Raw genomic sequence first — 18,980 nt, 5'->3', positions numbered from 1 at the left:
TCGAAATATCGTTGTAGATCGAGAGATAGTCCTTCACGCTAGCATCAGTTACTATCACTTCCAGCGAATTCGACAGTGCCCCTCATTCTGAGATTGTGGGCTCTACAGACGTACTCTGCGATTTCGTCGGTTGACGTAAAGGAAACCGTTTGTGACTCTCCTTCAGTGGCTAGATACGGGGTCGAAACGTCTTGAACAACCTCGTCGTCACTGTCCACTATCTCGAAGTTGTGTGGAGCACCGTTCCGGTTGGTCCACTCGACGGTGTACTCTGCGTCCGGCTCTAGGGTGAGTGTCGGATTCCCTTCTCCCTCGATAGAGGCCGGTGCAACGCCTGTCCATTCCTCATTGCTTTCGACTTCCAGTTCGATAGTAGTATCGGGGTCGATGACTGTGGTGTCGTCGGAATCGTCATCGTCATTTCCGCTGGACTCGACGTGGGTCATCACACGCTGGTAGACGACCTCGAGGCCGTTTCCGAAACCACCGACCTTCTTCAGTTCTGCATCGTCGAACCAGACGGTTCCGACCGCGTTCCCCCAACCGCCAAAGAGGAGATTGAGCTGTAACTCGGAAGAACTTCCCCCGGTTGTGAAGGTCGTCTCCAACATTTTCCATCCATCGACGGGTTCTGCGTACGAGTCTGTGACGGAATCCCGTCCGAGTGAGTGAACGTTAAGAGTGACACCGTACGAATCTCCGGTGTTGTGGAAATCATCCGAGGTTCGCACCCACGCACGGAATCGATACTGGGAGTTCGGTTCTAACTCAACGAATTGAGTCCATGACGCGTCTGCGCCATCGGTCGAGTCGATTCGGACGCTGTCCTCACCAGATCTGGCGACGTCGGAGGTGTACGAGAATTCAGCTGTCCCCCCGTACGTTTCCGGTTCCCAGTTAGCGGGGAGATCTGCTTGAGAACCTGAAGAATCGTCTTCTTCAAACGAGGGATTGGTTATCGCGTTATTACCATTCGGGTCAGTAAACGAGATGCTATCGAACCACGCTGTTCCGGTTGCCTCCCCGTAGCCACCATACAAGAGGTTGAGAGAAAGCTCCTCGTGATCGCCACTGTTGATCGTGATGTCGATTTTTGTCCAATCGTTCGTCCCGGTCAGTCCATCCGGAATCGTATCCCATTGCGTACCGGAACCGGTGTTGGCGATCTGCTCGACGTTGAACGTTGCTCCCAATGGTCCCTCTCCGAAACCGGACCCATCGACCGGCTGGAGATTATCCGTTTTAATCCAACCACTAAGGGTGTAGTCCGTATTCGGCTCGACCGAAAATGAGGTGTTCCACGATGCGTCTGCCCCATCATCGGAATGGATACGAACGCAGTTTTCTCCATCATATCCAGTGTCCTCGTAAGTGAAATCAGCACTTCCAGTGTATGTCGTCGTCGACCAACTGACTGGCATTACTGATCCACCAGCAGGTTCCTCCATCGATGGATTTTGGAACAGATTCGGCTGATCGTCCAAATCCGGCGGGCTAGTGTCGGTGTCCTCATTCGCCTCGTATGCACCGATGAAACCATCGGCATGCTGGGCACCAGCAACTGATGCGGCGTCAACCAGAATGTTGTCCTCGTAGTTGGATTCGGAACTAATCATCTGATAAACTGCTTCACCAGACATATCGGATTCGGGTGTCTCCGCGAGCGTAAGTAGTGCCCACATCGCAACTCGCTGGTCATCATCGTTCAACAAGTCGTTGTCGAGAATCGCATCTCGGGTTTCCGATGTTGTCGGAACAACTCGAAGTGCCGTGAGACGAACCCCAGCGGACGAATGGGCCAGGGCATTAATCGAAGCGTCTATCGCCGAATCATTTCCGGACTCGGCAGAAAGAGCGCCCAAACCATCGAGTGTCCAGAGCGCATGAATTGCACCTGGGTCAAGTCCGATCTCGTCGACGGATTCGCTGGTAACCAGCGAAACGAGGTCGGAGACGACGTCGCTTTCACCTCGTTCGACCAGTTTACGCTGTGCAGTGCGCCGCCAGAACATATTGTCATCGGATAGCGCAGCCACCAGATCCGAGGGAGTAGCGTCGCTCAGATCCTTGGGCTGATACCCCGTCTCGTCGTCGTACGTGGCGCGGTAAATCCGGGATGTGGCGTGATCTCGCAACTCGGTAATGTAGGCGTTACCTGGTCCGTTTTCGAATCCATCCGGCGTCGGGTTATGCTGATAGATGTAATTGTACCAATCGATGAACCAGAGTAACCCGTCAGGACCGACAGCTGAATACGATGGTGCAGACCACGCATCGATGCTCCCTGCGAAGTTGTGAGCGTAGTGCGTATTGTAGCCTGCACCATTCTGCTGCAGATAGAATGTCCCGAGAAGGTTCCCTGTCCCATCTCCGACGAATGCGGTGTTGTTCCAATACTTCCTGGGATACTTCCGAGCGGTGTAGATAGTGTGGCCAGTGGCTGCGGTGTACCCACCGTGCCGGTCAACCTGTCGAACCCGATCGGTGACCGGAAGGAACCGATTCGTGTCCGACGCCGGTCCAAAATCGGTTGGTGACGTGCCATTAATCAATTCGTAGTATTGATCCGGAATCGCTACGTAATTACTGGGACGTCCGGACGTCGCGGCCGACCCAAAGACGAGGCCCTCCTCGGTGATCCCGAGACCGGCTTGGTTTCCGGGTAAGCCGCCGACGATTTCGAAATCGGTGACTGTGTCCGAGGTATCGAGTTTGAACCTGTAGATGGACGAGCTAAAGTTGTATTGTTCGCCGGCGACGGTTCCGCCAAATCCAGAGTAGCCGACCTGACCCCAGATCCAATTATCGATGCCGTGAACGAGTTCGTTCGGCCCAGCGTGGGTGTCTCCGTTGCCAAATCCAGAGAAAAGGACCTGTCGTTCATCAGCTTGATCGTCACCGTTCGTATCCCGAATCAGTAACATCTGGCCGCTTTCGGATGGATCGTTATGATGAGCGACGATGACGCCGTTCTCAACCAGGACCATACTCGTCGGGATGGATAGATTCTCTGCGAAGACGGAGAAGTCATCGACCTGTCCATCACCATTCGTATCCTCACCAATTACGATTTTATCCTGATTTTCACCGAGGTTATTCGGATAGTCCTTCGTCACCGCCAACCAGACCCGTCCCTGGTCATCGAACGACATATCCAGAATGTTCCCCTGTGCATCGTCGGGGAGCATATCCTCGGTCGTAAACGGCTGGAGGTCGAATCCTTTCGGCATAATCATCCGGTCGATCGTCTCCTCGGGGTCGAGTGCCCGTTGCATCCGCTTCCAGTCCGTTCCCTCGCCGACCTCTTCGGGAACCTCTCGCGGGAGAAGACCGCCTTCCGGTGGCGGGTAGTACGGTATATTTGCCTCGATAAACTCCAATTGATCGAGGACACGCGTATCGTTCCCGATCGAATCTTCGTTTCGAGTCACCCAACGGACGGCATTCTCGATGAGTTTCTTGAATCCGTCCGTCGCCCATGTTCCCCTCCCATGACCCCACGCGGTATAGAATACTCGCCCGTCACCCTGCGTACGGGTCCAACTCCATGGCTCGGGGTCTTCGTTACTTCCGTAGTCAGGGAAATCACCGTACGCAAGGACGTTGATATCGTCGTTGAGATTCGTATGCCGGTAGGTTTCATCCTCCGAAACGATGGGATCGAGATTGGAGAGAATAGGGTGATTCGGTTGCTCGAACGTGGTGGTCATTTCGCCGTACCCATGTTCTTGGAACTGCCCCCCGACGAGGTCGATGTACGCATCGGATTCGGTGAAGCATGCCGATGCGCTATGAATCGGAATAAACCCACCGCCGCTTTCCACGAATTCGATGATGGAATCTTCCTGGGACTGTGTCAATCCCGAGCGGTTGTCGTACATGATCCAGGCGTCGTATCGGTGGAGAACGTCAGGTTTGAGATCGTCCAATCGATCAGTGTAGGCGACCTCGATACTGCGGTTCATCAGATATTCCGTGATTTGGAGCTGGCGTGCGGGCGCGTTGTGACTTCCTCCCTCTGGTCCACCCATCATTAGAACGCTAATGGTGTCTTCACTGGGCTCTGTTACCGGGCTTGTTTCAATCTTACCGCGCTGAGAGATGGGGTGAGACTCGCAATAATAGACGGCCATCTCATCAGTTGCAGTGAATTCGACCGTCTGGGTCGAACCTTTCTCCCCCATCAACTCACTCGAAAGAACCTCGTTACCGTCGGCGTCCTCGATCACGAAGTTGTGGTCTCCTCCGGTCGTGTTCGTCCACTCGACGGTGTAATCTTTGCCCGCCGTCAGTGAGAGCGTCGGGTTTATTTCGCCATTGATATTTTCCGGGCTGACACCGGCCCAAGCGTAGTTCCCTTCATCCTGATCATCGATGTCTTTGAATAACGTAACGATATCATCGAAGTCGAGTTGATCGTTTTGATTGAAATCGTACGCCTCCGGGTTGTTCTGTATCTCATCGCTTTCGAAATCATGGAACAAATCGACGACGTCGTCGTAGTTGACGCTCCCGTCATCGTTGATGTCCCACTCTAACTCGGAATTTGTTGGATCCTGTTTGATCGCTTCAAGTTTGATTACACTGTCGCTGGCTGCCATCCCCGTACCGATTTGGTTATTTGCTATGACTCCCGCTGCTCCGATACCGCCGACTAATCGCATCAAGTCTCTTCGACTCGTTGTAATCGATTCACCGTTCTTTACTTTACTCTGGTCGGTCGAGTTTTCGCCGCTTGCCATGATAACCCAACACAATACAGAGAGGCAATATACATTACGTATACCATCCCCGCAAATAATTCCCATAGCAGAACATTAATATATTATAATTATCCACTATTGTAAATTGGCCACTGATGCTCGATAGTCAACTATCAACTCTGAGTTCTGAATTAGATTAGTTCTCTTCCGACGAGGTAGGGAGGCACGGTGCGGTAACCTTCTGAAGATAATTTACATAATGAAAATAAATGCTGAGTGAGGTCCCAGAAAGCGTTCTATTACACGGCTAGCCGTGTAACGGATAATGGATCGTAATGTGATTGTGAACAGGAGGAATAATGATTCAAAACAGTCCCTTTTACTCGCGGCTTTATCAACTGCGAGAAGCCTCATTAGACAGCTTATAGCCGTTATTACCATCGAAGCGAGGATTTGAGTGTATTTAAGATACTCTGTCTCCAAGAATTTAGAGCTGAATTCCCAACTCATGGTTTACATAATGTAAACGATTTCCATCTATTCCCATTGAAACGAGTTGAACTCCGTTTGGAAGCGGTATTATCAAATCATTTGATTTTTTAAATGAAGGTGAATATTTAATACGACATGGTGAACAGTTACCTTTGAAGAATATGAGAAGCAAACATAGCGATGAGCGTGAGTTCGTACGAACGTTTTTCACCTCACCAACTGCTGTAGAAGGCCAAGCAGATTCTGCAAAGATGCTGCGAAGTGCAGCGCAACTTGAGGGAATGAAAGCCCCCGATGTTTGGGTTCCAGACAACGAGGATGCAACGGCTCCATCGATGCGGGATGAAGGTGTGGAGAACATCGTGAGTGTCGTTTCTAAACATGGAGATGATTTCCCTGGAGAAATACATCCCCGCATAGTGTGGCACCGCGATAATCCTACAACTCGCCATCAAGGGTTCCAGCAAATGATGCAGGTGGCCGATCCTGCTAATGGTGCTGTCGAATACATCGATGGATTCGTTATCCCTGAGGTTGGTGATATCGACGACTGGAAGAAAGCGGACGAGTTCATCACCATAATCGAAAAAGAACACGGACTCGAAGAGGGTAGCCTCTCAATGTCCGTAATCGTTGAATGCGGCGAGTCAGAACTGGCCACCGGTGAATTACGAACGGAGATGGGGAAACCGTCGAACAACCTCGAGCGGTTGTTTTTACTGGTCGACGGGCAGGTGGACTACACGAAGGCGATGCAAGCGATGACTGCCACCGGGAAACTCCCGCCGTGGCCTGAACTTCGCCACAACACTTCTCGCGGTGCAAGCGCGGCTGGGCTCATTGCGGTTGATGGCCCATACGATGACATCCGTGACATTGAGGGGTATTACGAGCGGATGAGCGACAACCGAGCCAAAGGCATGACTGGTATCTGGTCACTAACTCCTGGACAGGTTCTCGCTGCAAACGAAGCGCCACTCCCGCCAGAAAGTGGAAGCTGGTTGCTGAATGTCGGCAATAGAGAGATTGAACTCGACAGTGAAAACGGCTATCAGAGTTACAGCGGCGACGAATTATCACTCGAAATAACAAACGATGGAAACTATCTGCTCGAAGTAGAGGGAGAAACACACGAACTCGACGGTGAGGAACTGCACGAGGAATTGCTCAAGATGACGTCGTATATCCCGAGTATGGACGATATCGTCGACTCGATGTCCGAATTCGAGGCTGCTAAAGAAGACGGAAAAGGAGCAATCGCGATGACCCAGTCAACGACGCTCGACATCAACGGTGTAGAGGTAGACGTCAACAAAGATCGAATGTGGGACGAGGCTACGTATCAAGCCGCTCAGACGCCAATATCGTTGTTCCAAGACGTGTATACACATCGTCCGGACCAACACGAAGAAATTGAAGAGATGTACGGGTCTGATGTCGTTGAGCGCGCGATGGCCCTCGGAGACGACGACTAATTTCGGTCGGCTGTTCCGTCACACCCATTTTTTAAGAAAGGGGAAACCATCGTTCATCAGACCAATAGAAAATAGTCGGTAGGGTGACCGACTTGATTATGACTGAAGCTGAGATTCGAGGTGTGCGACGGCATCCAGTAACTTTCCCGCAAGTTCGAGATCGGTCTTCGTTGAATCTATCTGATATTTTGGGCCTCCCACGCTTATTCCACCGAGAATCGCACCGTCTTCGTCGTGGACTGGCGCACCCACTGCTACCAAACCGGGGGCGAATTCTTCATCAACAGTCGCGTAGCCACGGGCCGCAATTTCTTCCAAGGATTCGTATAATTGCGCGCGGTTCGTAATCGTCGCTTCCGACTCACGAGGCAACCCCCATCGGTTGAGGATTTCTTCGATTTGACTGTGACCCAATTCGGCAAGGATGGCTTTTCCCGCGGCCGTATTGTGTAAGTAGTACTCCGATCGATACTGTATGTCGTTTCCACCACTTACCGCGTTCCCCGACGAACCATAGAACATCAAGAGACGGCCGTGTTCAAAGATGGTAAAGTTTGCTTCCTGATCGGATTCTCGTGCTAGTCGATCTACCGCTTGCTTTACGACCTCACGGTCAGGGTATCGATGCTTAGTTCGGTCACCTAATAGGGCTAGCCGATATCCGACGTTGTAGGTTTTACCGTCTTTTACGAGGTATCGACAATCTTGGAGTGTATTGAGGTGGCTGCAAATAGAACTTTTCGAACTGTTTACCATCTTATCCAGCTCGGAGAGGTTAAGCCCGTCGTGTTCCAAGATGAGCCTGAGAATTTCTAACGATGTCCGAGTCGTTTTCAGGCGTCGTCCGGTTATATCTCCGGTCATATCCGTACAATTATCATCATAACATATAATAATTCGCATAATGTAAATCCACTTTTCGAATACCCGAACTGACATCCTCTCCGAGATGAAATGGAGAGATATCACAGAGAAGCTCAAAATAATCGGACAGTATCGTCTTTCTCTGGAATGTAATTCAGTACTCTCGATTTATTTTTGAGATACTCTGTCTCATATCGCTCGTGAGCGTTTAACCCACCCGATACGCGTAATCGCTTCCGCTCCAAGTTGTCCAAGTAGACTGGCAGCCTCAAGATCGTGTTCCTTGAAAGCATCTACGACGACGTCACCGGCGCTCAGTACGCCATGACTTCCTATCGGAACATAAAGCCCGGATTGGAGTTCACCTCGATCGTGGTCATCTGCAGTGTTTTGGTGATCCGAGTGAATCTCCGGTTCGCTCGTTAGGTACGTTCGTACCGCGGGGGTCGCCTCGTCAATGGAGTAGTTCGGACGGTCGCCAGCACGCTCGAGACATTCTTCGGTAGCTTCGACCGTACGGAGGACGTTTCTGCTATCGTTCACCAATCGAACCGTCGTATTGACTAGACCGAGGATGTTTTTTGCTGCATTAGCGAGGATTTCGGCAACCTCCTGTTTTGAACTTGCACCGCGCAACTGCTGGCTCGTTCGACGAAGGATTTCGATGCGTTGCTCCCGCCGCTTTATATCGGTTAAGTCGCGGACGACACCGTAGAGAACGAGGGTCTCATCGTTTCGTTTGGGTTCACAATGCAATCGTATCGATCTCGGAGTCGTTCCTTCTCCAGTGAGTTCTACGTCAATATCGAACGGGTTTGCGTTTTCAATAGCGTCGCTAAACCTCTCCGCCACCCGGTCTTGGTCCTGTTCTGTGTATTGGTCCACAACATCTGAAAGGGTCAACGTCCGCTCTATATCGATCTCATGAATCCGCTTCGCCTGGTTACTCCACCACAGTTCGGTGGTAGAGGTATTATACGACCAAATGCCGATTCCGGTGAGTCTCTGCACACTTGCCAGTAACTCCAAGTACTGATCGTCGGACGGCAGTGGATTCGACTGTGTCATATCGTTATTGTCCTGTGATAGCATATCATCCATGAAATAATATTACCCAATACTAGATGATAAACCCTACGCCCACAAGTGATTAAATTCATGCTGTACATATCTGATCCCGGTTGAGGCAGGTGTTCACGTCCTCCAACCACCAACAGATTCCCTTGCTGCTATCGTTATCTCCGTACCATTCGAGTAAACCATATCAGGAATTATCGTAATCGCTTGATGCAATAACAGTGAAAGAAATCGCATCTAAGAGGAAGGATTACAATGGTTTCGTGTCGTTAGATATCCGTGTTCGCTCCCGGATTGCGTCGGAAGTATAATCGATTGATATCGTGAAACCATAGACTTTAATTTGGAAGTATGTGTATTAGTAACGATGGCAGTCGAAGACGAGTTCTATAATCCCCCCGGAGTAGAGACATCGGCCACGGAACTGGCGTCTAGCCGTCCCGACATCGAACAGTATTCAGCGCTGGCGGAAGAACTGCGAGACCAGGTAGGCGGAGAGGTGCAGTTCGATGAATACGCACAGATACTGTACGCAACGGACGGTAGCGTTTACCAAGCACGGCCCGCTGGAGTCGTCCTTCCAAGGGATTCGGAAGACGTTAAAGCGGTTGTCGAAGTCGCAACAAGCCATGGAATACCCATCCTACCGCGAGGGACGGGTTCCTCGTTAGGCGGCCAGACGGTCGGTCGTGGTTGCGTCGTCATCGACTTCACGAAGCACATGGACGATATCGTCAGCGTCGATCCCGAAGCCAAACGAGCGACGGTCCAGCCCGGTTGTGTACAGGACCATCTCGATGACCGTCTTGCGAAAGAGGGCTTGAAATTTGCGCCGGATCCAGCTTCGTCGAACCGCTCGACCATCGGTGGCGGGATCGGTAACAATTCGACTGGCGCTCACTCGGTTCGATACGGAATCACTGACGCCTATACTGAAGAACTCCAAGTCATTCTCGCGGATGGGTCACTGATACATACCCGTGAAGTCGTTTTGGACAGCAAAGAGTTCGAGGAGATCGTCGGTGGCAACAGCTTGGAGGCGCGAATCTATCAAGCCGTTCGGGAAATCGTCGAATCCCACCAATCGGAGATCGAAGACAAATATCCGTCACTCAAGCGCTCGGTCTCGGGATACAACCTGCAAAAAGTCATCTACGAAAACGACGATGGCGACGAAGTGATCAATCTCTCGAAACTCTTTGTCGGTGCGGAAGGAACACTTGGAGTAATCGTCGAAGCGACGGTTTCGCTCGTCACACAACCTAGCGAGACAGCATTAGCACTCTATTGCTTCGATGACCTCGTGGACGCGATGGAAGCGGTGCCCGAGGCTCTCGAATTCCCCGTTAGCGCTGTGGAGCTAATGGACGACGAAGTGTTCCGCCTCGCTCGTGAATCGGAGGGGTATGCCGAGTACGCCGAACCGATACCCGACGATTCAAAGGCGGCACTACTGCTCGAGTGGGACGACGAACTCGTCGACGACTTCGAGGCGGCAATCGACGAGACGACGTCTCACTTTGTCGATAATGGTGCAGCATTCGAGGTGCTGGAAGCCTACTCAGGGGACAGTCAAGATAGGATGTGGAAGCTTCGGAAGGCCGCCATCCCGTTGCTGATGAGTTTAGAGGGGAACCCAAAGCCGTATCCATTCATCGAGGATGCGACGGTCCCACCCGAAGAACTCGCCGAGTATGTTCAGCGGTTTGAGGCCATACTCGAAGCACACAATACCTCGGCCGCATATTTCGCCCACGCTGGTTCCGGCACGCTACATATCCGCCCAATCCTCACTCTCAAACAGAACGAAGGAATTGAGAAGATGCACTCGATCACGGACGACGTGACCGACCTCGTTCTGGAACACCACGGTGCTTTCTCTGGCGAGCATGGCGACGGGATGGCCCGGACCGAGTTCAACCCTAAGATGTACGGTGAGGAACTCTGGGAGGCGTTCAAGCGGCTCAAAACAGCCTTCGATCCCGACTGGATGATGAATCCCGGTAACGTCGTGTATCGGGACGGGACGAATGATCCGGGACCGAACAATGACCGGGGTGTCGGTGCGGACATGCGAGAAAACCTCCGCTATGGACGGGAATACCAATCGATCGAACCACAAACTGCCCTGGACTTCGACGAGGAGGGAGGATTTTCACATCTCGTCGAACTGTGTAACGGTTGTGGGACGTGCCGCCAGACTAGTTCTGACGTAATGTGTCCGACGTATCGTGCCTCGAAAGAAGAGATTCAGACCACACGCGGTCGAGCGAATATGCTCCGAGCTGCGATCTCGGGAGAACTGTCGGAGGAAGAGATCTACTCCGACCGATTCCAGAAAGAGGTGCTCGACCTCTGTGTTGGCTGTAAGGGATGTAAAAGTGACTGTCCGACGGGTGTCGATATGGCGAAGCTCAAATCGGAGATCAAGTACCAATATCATCAGGAAGAGACACCAAGCCTTCGGACGCGTATATTCGGGAACATCGATCGACTTTCCGCGTTCGGTAGTATGATGACCCCGCTGTCGAATCTCATATCCGAAGTTCCGGGGAGTCGAGTCGTGATGGAGAGGGTGTTCGGGATATCCAAAGAGCGCGAACTTCCGACGTTCAGCAACGAATCGCTCGAAGAATGGTTCGCGAGACGTGGTGGCTCCTCAGTTTCGGTCGGTGAGGCTGACGGGAAGGTGATATTGTTCCCCGACACATACACGAACTACAACTACCCGGCACCCGGAAAAGCGGCAGTCCGCGTCCTCGAAACGGCTGGCATTCACGTCCAGATCATCAACAACCTTCGCCCCAGTGGACGCGCAGCGTTCTCGATGGGAATGCTAGACGTGGCGAACGACCGCGCACACCATAACGTCGAGATATTGCGGCCGTATGTCGACAAGGGATGGAATATCGTATTCGTTGAGCCCTCTGATGCGGTTATGTTTCAGGACGAATACGGAGATTTGCTCGACGGAGCAAACGTTGACGCGGTCTCATCCGCCGCTCACGGGATCATGGAGTATCTGGATTTGCTTCGAGTTGATGAGAAACTCACACTGGACGCGCCTGACGAGGTTTTAACGTACCATGGTCACTGTAATCAGAAAGCCACCAATAAGGATCACCACGCAGTCGGGGTGCTTCGGCGAGCAGGATACGCCGTCGATCCGCTCGACTCCAGCTGCTGTGGGATGGCAGGGTCGTTTGGTTACGAATCAGAACATTACGAGCTCTCACAGGGGATCGGTCAGATCTTATTTAGACAGATCGAACGGAGTGACGGGGATGTCGTAACGGCTCCCGGTGCGTCGTGTCGCTCTCAACTCGGCGACCGACCGGGTGAGTCCCGTCCACCACATCCGATCGAGAAACTGTCCGAGGCGCTCGACTCCTGAGAGTTAGGACGGTACTCCCGGAGGAACGTCCCGTTTCGAGAACTCTGGAACGAGAAGGCAGGTTATACTTCTCGCTCTTTGTGCATCCGGGATACGATATCCATACGGTCGACGTTGGTACGACTATCGAGAACTTCGACGAGTTCACCGTCACGCATCACAGCAATTCGGTCGGCAACGTCCACAACGATGTCGATTTTGTGGGATATGAGGATGCCGGCTTTACCATCTTGAGGGATCTTTCTAACGAGGTCGATGATTTTGTCCGTCCCCGTCGTGGAAACCTCCGAAGTTGGTTCGTCTAGGATGACGATCGGTGGGTCCCGAATCAACGCCCGAGCGACAGCGACAGCCTGTTGTTGTCCGCCAGAAAGCTCCGAAACGAGAGAACGTGGATCGAAATCAAACCCGATTTCGTGTAATAGTTGATTACTTTCTTCGATCATTCGTTCTTCGTCAATTTCACGAAACAGTGATCCTCTCAGTCCGGTTTTGCGTGGTTCGTGCCCGAGGAATATATTGGTTGCAACGGTGTTTGCCGGAGTGAGATGCTGACCTTGATAGACGGTCGCGACGCCTGCTTTCTCTGCATCTTTTGACGACGTGAAGTGGCGTGGCTGGTCCACGCCATTTTCCCGGACATAAATCTGTCCGGCAGTTGGTGTGAGAATTCCCGAGAGCATCTTCACGTACGTGGACTTTCCTGCCCCGTTGTCCCCTGCTATCGCGAGGATTTCCCCCTTTCGAATATCGAGGCTCACATCTTTGACGGCTTCAATTGCACCGAAACTTTTACTCAGATCTTGCGTTCGGAGAACGGTTCGATCCTTTGGGCTGGTCGTATCGTTTCCTGCGGATATCGTGTCGCTCATAGGTGCTGATTAGAAATTGCTCTTTTGCCAGTTTCGAAGTTCACTCCACGTATTCCGTTGCAGAGCGTACTCAACGTTCTCTTTGTCGACGAAGGTGACACCGAACTCTAGATGTTTCATCTCGATCCCGCGCTCTTGATACATCCACGCGAGCGGGACGTTCAAGAAGCCTTGTCCGTATGGATCTTGGCCCATGGTGAAGTCGACGCTCCCATCCTTGATACTCGTCAGAACGGCTTCCACGAGGTCGAACCCACAAATGACGAGATCACGGCTGACACTCCCGCTTTCGACGGCCTGGGAAGCGCCAACAGCGGTCCAGAATCCCGCACCCATGACCACATTGATATCCTGATCAGCCGACAGTCGACTCTCCACACGATTTTGAGCCTCGGCGAAGTCAGTGGTGACGTCAAGAGTTTCATCGATGAGAGTCACGTCATCTTTCGTTTCCAAGTATGAGCGTGCGCCAGGATCAACCCGACGGGTGACTGCTGGATTTCCGGGGAGACCATTACCGATCAAAACCTTATACTCGTCGGCATCGAGCTTATCCTGCATTCGTTTGTATGCTTCTACCGCCATCGCAATCCCACCTTCTCTATCACGGATGCCGACGTGCGGGATTACAACCCCCCGATCACGGTAGGTGAGCTTCTCACGCATCCAATCATTGTTCCAATCTTTTTTCGCCGGAGTCGAATGGCCGTTCACGACCGCGATGTCGTTATCCAGTGCTCGCTGAATCGGAGCGAGATACGCTTGACGGTCCAAAATAGTCGTGACCAGTACGTCCTGTCCACTTTTCAACTCGTCCACGAGTGTATTGATGATCTCGATCTGTTTACTTTGGCTCTGTGTGTCACCGGACGGACCGGTTACACCACCCTTCCATCCGAACTGATTGAGAGCGTCGTTGAACCCAGCGATGAGAGGAGTAAAGAAGGGATTGGCGACGTTCTGGATCACGAACTCAGCACGTCGTGCAACTCCTGTTGCTGGCTTTGTGTTGTCAATGGGTGCCGATGGCGGCTTGATCATCGGAATTCGAGAGTAGTCAAAGTCTTGTGGTCCTGCACCACCTCCGTTTGAACCGGAGCCACCGTTGTTCTCGTCACTCCCGCTGCTCTTGTTCCCTTGGTCCTGTAAGAGACTCGAACAGCCGGCCGATGCGGACACAGCCCCGACTGCACTGAGCTGTTTCATGAGGCTTCGTCGCGACACCCCTAGCTCGATGGAAAAGGTATCGTCTTCCTGAAGTTTGTCACGGTCAAACGCCATGATAATCAAAGATAGTTTATGAGACTTAAATTTATTTCTTTTTCCATTATATGTTCGAATAGACATTTGATGGGAATCAGTTTTTTCATTCGGTTGATGGGAACTGAAGAATGGCTTTCCGAGTATATTTTATGCCTATCTAATATTGCTACCAAAGTATAGCAAAACTATGAGCCAGACGCCAAATGTGGTGACAACCGTAATCGTCGCGTCACGCGACGACAAATTGTGAAGGGAATTGACGCCCATGTACAGCGTCACGGCGACGAGAATTGCGATAATGGCCAGAGTTACTATCACGAGGATAGTAAGGAATGCGAATCCGTGCAATACGATCGGGATGAACAGAAGTAGTGCCGGGGCTAGACCATATCCGACAGCAGCAATGGTGTTGTCAACATCACCAGTACCGCCGAGGCGTGTCGCAGTGAGGTGGACCGTGATAACCGCGAGAAGCGTGAGGAGTGCCATTACGAGGTACACCTGAAGGGTTACCATCACTGCACCCAAGAGATTCGCTTCTGCAATAAAGAACAGGAATCGGTCTGCAAAGGAGGGAGCGAAAACTGCCGACAACATCATGATTAGCGAAACGAGCAGTCCGATAACAACGATCGACACCGCAATGAACGCGATCGATAGATTGGGCCCCTTTTCGTTAGCTTCGTTTTGGAAGAACGATCGCGGACTCGCAACCATCTTTTTCAAGGGATTCGTAAACCAGTTCCGAACGAGCTCTGGTGAGAATTCGGAGAAGACTGTGTCGAGGCCGATTGCTGCGATGATGAAGAGTCCCGTAATGAGTCGTGAGAATTTTGGCCCGAACCCTCCAAGGGTCAGGATATTCTGTGCGAATCCAAGAATGAGCGCACCCATTAGCACGCCCGTCATCGACCCATCTCCTCCCGTGAGTTTCGTCCCACCGAGGACTACCGCTGCGATGACGATCAATTCAGTTCCGGATCCAGTACCCGGGGAAACGCTCCCGATGTAGGCGAGTTGTGAGATTCCCGCAAACGATGTGACCGCAGCGACGATGGCGAAGCAAGCGATTTTGATTCGCTCCGGATCGAGACCGGTTGTTTCAGCAGAATTTATGTTGTCGCCCGTCGCCCGAACGTGGCGTCCAAACGTCGTCTTGAACAGTATGTGGTGGAAAACGAATAGAAGGACAAGTACCCAAATGATCTGTACGGGAAAGCTGACGAACTGCTGTGGCTCCGAATGAATGAACGGAACAGCATACTGGATTACAGGAATCGTGAACAAGTCCAAATTCGTGAACGGCACCGTGACCGTAAATGGGAGACTGTACGTACCGCCGATCGCTTTCATTACCGGGCCTGCCTGTTCTTCGGAGATTGTGACCGCTTGTCCCCCTAACAATAGGAAGTGTGCTCCCCGGAGTAACGTCAGTGTCCCAATCGTGACTATCAGGGAAGGCAGTCCGAACTTGGTTACGAGCAATCCCTGTGTAACGCCGTAAATCGTCCCGAGTGTAATTGTCAGTATGATGGTGAAGATCGGATCGAACCCGCTGGAAATCATAACTGCTCCGAGCCCGGCGGTGATGCCAATCAGCGATCCGACCGAGAGGTCGAACTCCGCTGTGACCATCAGCAAGGACATACTATAGCCAACCATCGCAACGATAGCGGCACCACGGAGAACTCGTACGAAATTGTTGAGTGTGAGGAACGACGATGCATTGATGAAGATACCCAACAGGATCATCGCAACTAATCCGACCATGACACTTGATTCGCGCCGATCAAGGATCGATGACCTGAGGGCAGCTATTCGGTTCTGAGTGGACCTCGATTCTGTTGCCAATTTCGACACCTATGCATTTAGTTCAGATGAGGGTACAAATATCTTTCCCAGCAATATATATTTGTCACCGATCACAGAATCGATGAGACTTTGAATCGAACGATCAGCGAGGGAACTTCGAGAAAGAGACGATATATCGTGCTTACGGGGATCTGCTTGCGTTCAAAAAACATCAGTAGGAGAACATCAATTGGATTCCAAATATTACTCAGAATTCAATATTCTTGAATTTGCTCGCCTGATTTTCGATCGCATCCTCAGTCGCAAGTCGCTCGATACTCGACGCTCCGAAAAAGCCGGTGACCCCCTGAGTATTATTAAGGACATGCTCAGCATCTTCGGGCCACGCTATCGGACCACCGTGACAAATGACAATAATATCATCTTTGACTTCTTTTGCTGCATCATGATGGGCCTGGACGCGCTCGGCTGCAGCGTCCAGGTCAAGCGACGTTTCAGCACCGATGTCACCCGACGTTGTGAGCCCCATGTGTGAGACGATTACGTCGGCATCCGCATCGGCCATTGCTGCTGCCTGTTCCTCGGTGAAAACGTAAGGACAGGTGAGCATTCCTTGATTTCCTGCCTTTCGTATCATCTCTATTTCTTTGTCGTAGCCCATCCCAGTCTCTTCGAGGTTTTTACGATAGGTACTGTCTTCGTCGATGAGTCCGACGGTCGGGAAATTTTGTACACCGGAGAAACCACGACGGCGTAAATCCTCCAAGAACACGTCCATATCTCGGAACGGATCAGTACCATTGACACCTGCTAGCACAGGGGTGTCCTCAACGACGGGGAGTACTTCATGACCCATCTCCACGACGATTTCGTTTGCGTCTCCGTATGGCAACAACCCAGCTAATGAGCCACGGCCGTTCATTCGATATCTCCCGGAGTTATAGATAATGAGGAGATCAACCCCACCACGCTCTGCGAATTTGGCCGAGATTCCGGTTCCGGCACCAGCACCGATAATAGGGTCTCCCGATTCAATAGTCGATTCTAGGCGGTCAAGCGATTCCGTACGTGAGTACTTCATCCAACTACATACGTTCTCCCACCACTCTTCAATATTTCGATAGAATTATCACTGTACTGAACTACCCCTCTGCTCAGGACAGTCGTCTCTCGTGCCCTCGAATTCATCGAGAAGACAAGCTCTGCAATCTCTCACGGCCAAACTGTAGATATCATACGTGGATGAGGGTGGCCTGTCTCAGGAGTCCGGGAATTCACCCGGTGGAAAGACCGTTGCTTCGGCAGTGTTTCGAATCTCTTCTTCTGGTCCCGGTGGCCCATAGATCGCTAGAAATCGAAGAGGTTCCCAAGAGTCGTTCATCGTACTGTGTTCGACACCGGCGGGAATGTACACCATCTCTCCGGGCCCTATCGACCGTTTTTCATCTGCGATTGTTTGTTCACCTTCTCCACTGAGGATATATAGAATCTCCTCGCTGTCCGGGTGAGTATGACGCTCATGACCTTTTCCTGGTTGCAGCACTACTAGACCAGCACTGAATGCCTCCGACCCAGTCATCTCGGGTGTGTTCATCCATTTCAGGTTCCCCCAATCGAGTTGAACTGTCTCCACATCCTCGGATCGAATGAATCTCTTTTTCTCGTCCATAACGTCCATCGTAATACAGCAAGCTGGTTTAAGTATTTTGGTCAGTGGAATGATTTCAAGGATGATCGTCCCTCGCGCCGAGATGAAAAACTCGGAGTATGGGGGTTTTCTCATCCCCACCGATTTTCATTATGAAAATCAGCCAGTAGACGATAGACCCGTTCTACTGTCGTTCGAGAGTATCCCTGAAGAGTTGTATCAGTGAATGTACTATAAAGAGTAATAAAATAACCCAGGCGGAGAAGCACTCTCTACGAGTTAGCTTGAGAAAGAAACCTACTTGAAGACAAGTTTCAAGTCCTCCCTCTGAAACCAGTCGACCCCCACTCGATATCTATATTCACACGTCACTTGTCGATATCCCATTGCCCACCCGTATTTTCATGATGGAAATTATCACCGACGCGCCATCGTCCAAAATACAAATATATAATGACAGTAACGAGGTTGAGATACAGGTGAGTGCTATACCGAATAGATCCGATTATTGTTCTCTTATTGTGGACTAGAGGGGATCAATCGAGCGAAAGTATTACAGGACTAATTCTGTAATTCCTTCGCTCGATTCTATAATTCAAGGCAAATCTCCATGATATTAGGTTCGTTATTTCTTATATAGGGAAACACATGTGATTACTGACTAGATAGTAATTGGCGGCACTTCATTTACATATTGTGAATATTGCTTTCGTGGAGCAAGTCCGATACCATAGTTTTCGTACTAGTTGTTAGAAAGATACCGTTGTCTCAATTTTTTAGCTATGGTCTCTCTAGATTCAGTCGCATATTGCGTTATCGTTTAACTATTTGTATCGGGGTTGTCTATAGTAAATAATGGCGTACGAAAATCTCGATACCGAGTTGTTAAACGCTCTACAAAGTGATGGACGAGCCAGCCTTCGGGACCTCGCTAGTGATCTTGATGTATCGGTAACGACTATCTCAAACCATCTCGATGAATTGCAGAACAGCGGTGCTATCATAGACTTCTCACCAATAGTAGATTATGACGCATTGGGCTATGATGTGACTGCCGTCATTCAACTCAAAGTCGAAGGTGCCGCACTTCCGGACGTTACAGACCGACTTCAACGGGAAGACCAGATGGTCAGTGTCTACGAGGTGACCGGGAACCATGACATCATCGCGATTGGAAGATTCGAAGATACGGACCAAATGAACCGAAAAATAAAATCCTTACTCAAAGACAGGGACATTAACGAAAGTAATACCAGTGTTGTCCTAAATTCTGTTTCCGAATACGAACAATTCGATATCGGAATGAGAAATTGAAATAGAAAGACGAAGCGATTGGACTAGCATTTAAAGGTAGCTGGGGTTTAGTGGAGAATTGATTTT

General features: G+C 51.0%; 11 protein-coding genes. 3 read left to right on the top strand and 8 right to left on the bottom strand.

From position 1 onward, the window contains the following. Window positions 1-44 precede the first annotated feature (44 nt). Window positions 45-4,742: a PVC-type heme-binding CxxCH protein gene (locus ACGYLY_RS26525; RefSeq protein ID WP_395285751.1), complete on the bottom strand. Its 4,698-nt coding sequence runs from the start codon at window positions 4,740-4,742 to the stop codon at window positions 45-47. Between the two features lie 614 nt (window positions 4,743-5,356). Between ACGYLY_RS26525 and aceB the strand changes: the two genes are divergently transcribed. Further along, window positions 5,357-6,670: a malate synthase AceB gene (gene aceB, locus ACGYLY_RS26520; RefSeq protein WP_395285752.1), complete on the top strand. Its 1,314-nt coding sequence runs from the start codon at window positions 5,357-5,359 to the stop codon at window positions 6,668-6,670. Between the two features lie 96 nt (window positions 6,671-6,766). On the opposite strand, the gene ACGYLY_RS26515 is transcribed toward aceB, so the two are convergent. After that, window positions 6,767-7,534: an IclR family transcriptional regulator gene (locus tag ACGYLY_RS26515; protein ID WP_395285753.1), complete on the bottom strand. Its 768-nt coding sequence runs from the start codon at window positions 7,532-7,534 to the stop codon at window positions 6,767-6,769. Between the two features lie 189 nt (window positions 7,535-7,723). Continuing rightward, entirely contained in the window at window positions 7,724-8,602 is an 879-nt protein-coding gene (locus tag ACGYLY_RS26510) for a GAF domain-containing protein (protein WP_395285838.1), read from the bottom strand. A 376-nt stretch (window positions 8,603-8,978) separates the two neighbouring features. Between ACGYLY_RS26510 and ACGYLY_RS26505 the strand changes: the two genes are divergently transcribed. Further along, on the top strand, window positions 8,979-12,005 hold the full coding sequence (locus tag ACGYLY_RS26505; protein WP_395285754.1) for an FAD-binding and (Fe-S)-binding domain-containing protein: 3,027 nt from the start codon (window positions 8,979-8,981) through the stop codon (window positions 12,003-12,005). 62 nt (window positions 12,006-12,067) lie between these two features. Here the strand turns inward: ACGYLY_RS26505 and ACGYLY_RS26500 are convergent, their stop codons facing one another. The 5 genes from ACGYLY_RS26500 to ACGYLY_RS26480 form a co-directional block, all read right to left on the bottom strand. Then, window positions 12,068-12,877, bottom strand: coding sequence for an ATP-binding cassette domain-containing protein (locus ACGYLY_RS26500; protein WP_395285755.1), 810 nt, complete (start codon window positions 12,875-12,877; stop codon window positions 12,068-12,070). A gap of 9 nt (window positions 12,878-12,886) precedes the next feature. Further along, entirely contained in the window at window positions 12,887-14,158 is a 1,272-nt protein-coding gene (locus tag ACGYLY_RS26495) for a substrate-binding domain-containing protein (protein WP_395285756.1), read from the bottom strand. 135 nt (window positions 14,159-14,293) lie between these two features. Then, the gene (locus ACGYLY_RS26490) at window positions 14,294-15,892 is read right to left on the bottom strand and encodes a YIP1 family protein (protein WP_395285757.1); all 1,599 of its coding nucleotides are present in this window, start codon (window positions 15,890-15,892) and stop codon (window positions 14,294-14,296) included. Between the two features lie 307 nt (window positions 15,893-16,199). Continuing rightward, window positions 16,200-17,033 carry a phosphoenolpyruvate hydrolase family protein gene (locus ACGYLY_RS26485; RefSeq protein ID WP_395285758.1) on the bottom strand — a complete coding sequence of 278 codons (834 nt, stop codon included), beginning with the start codon at window positions 17,031-17,033 and terminating at the stop codon, window positions 16,200-16,202. Window positions 17,034-17,210: 177 nt separating this feature from the next. Further along, window positions 17,211-17,621, bottom strand: coding sequence for a cupin domain-containing protein (locus tag ACGYLY_RS26480; RefSeq protein WP_231188439.1), 411 nt, complete (start codon window positions 17,619-17,621; stop codon window positions 17,211-17,213). 834 nt (window positions 17,622-18,455) lie between these two features. Between ACGYLY_RS26480 and lrp the strand changes: the two genes are divergently transcribed. Beyond that, window positions 18,456-18,914, top strand: a complete 459-nt coding sequence (gene lrp, locus ACGYLY_RS26475; RefSeq protein WP_395285759.1) for an HTH-type transcriptional regulator Lrp — start codon at window positions 18,456-18,458, stop codon at window positions 18,912-18,914. The last annotated feature ends 66 nt before the right edge of the window (window positions 18,915-18,980 follow it).

Origin of the sequence: Haladaptatus sp. CMAA 1909, assembly GCF_043952005.1 — an archaeon.
GTDB lineage: Archaea > Halobacteriota > Halobacteria > Halobacteriales > Haladaptataceae > Haladaptatus.
Note: the sequence above shows the minus strand (reverse complement) of the source record. Positions and strands in the feature narration are given on the sequence as shown.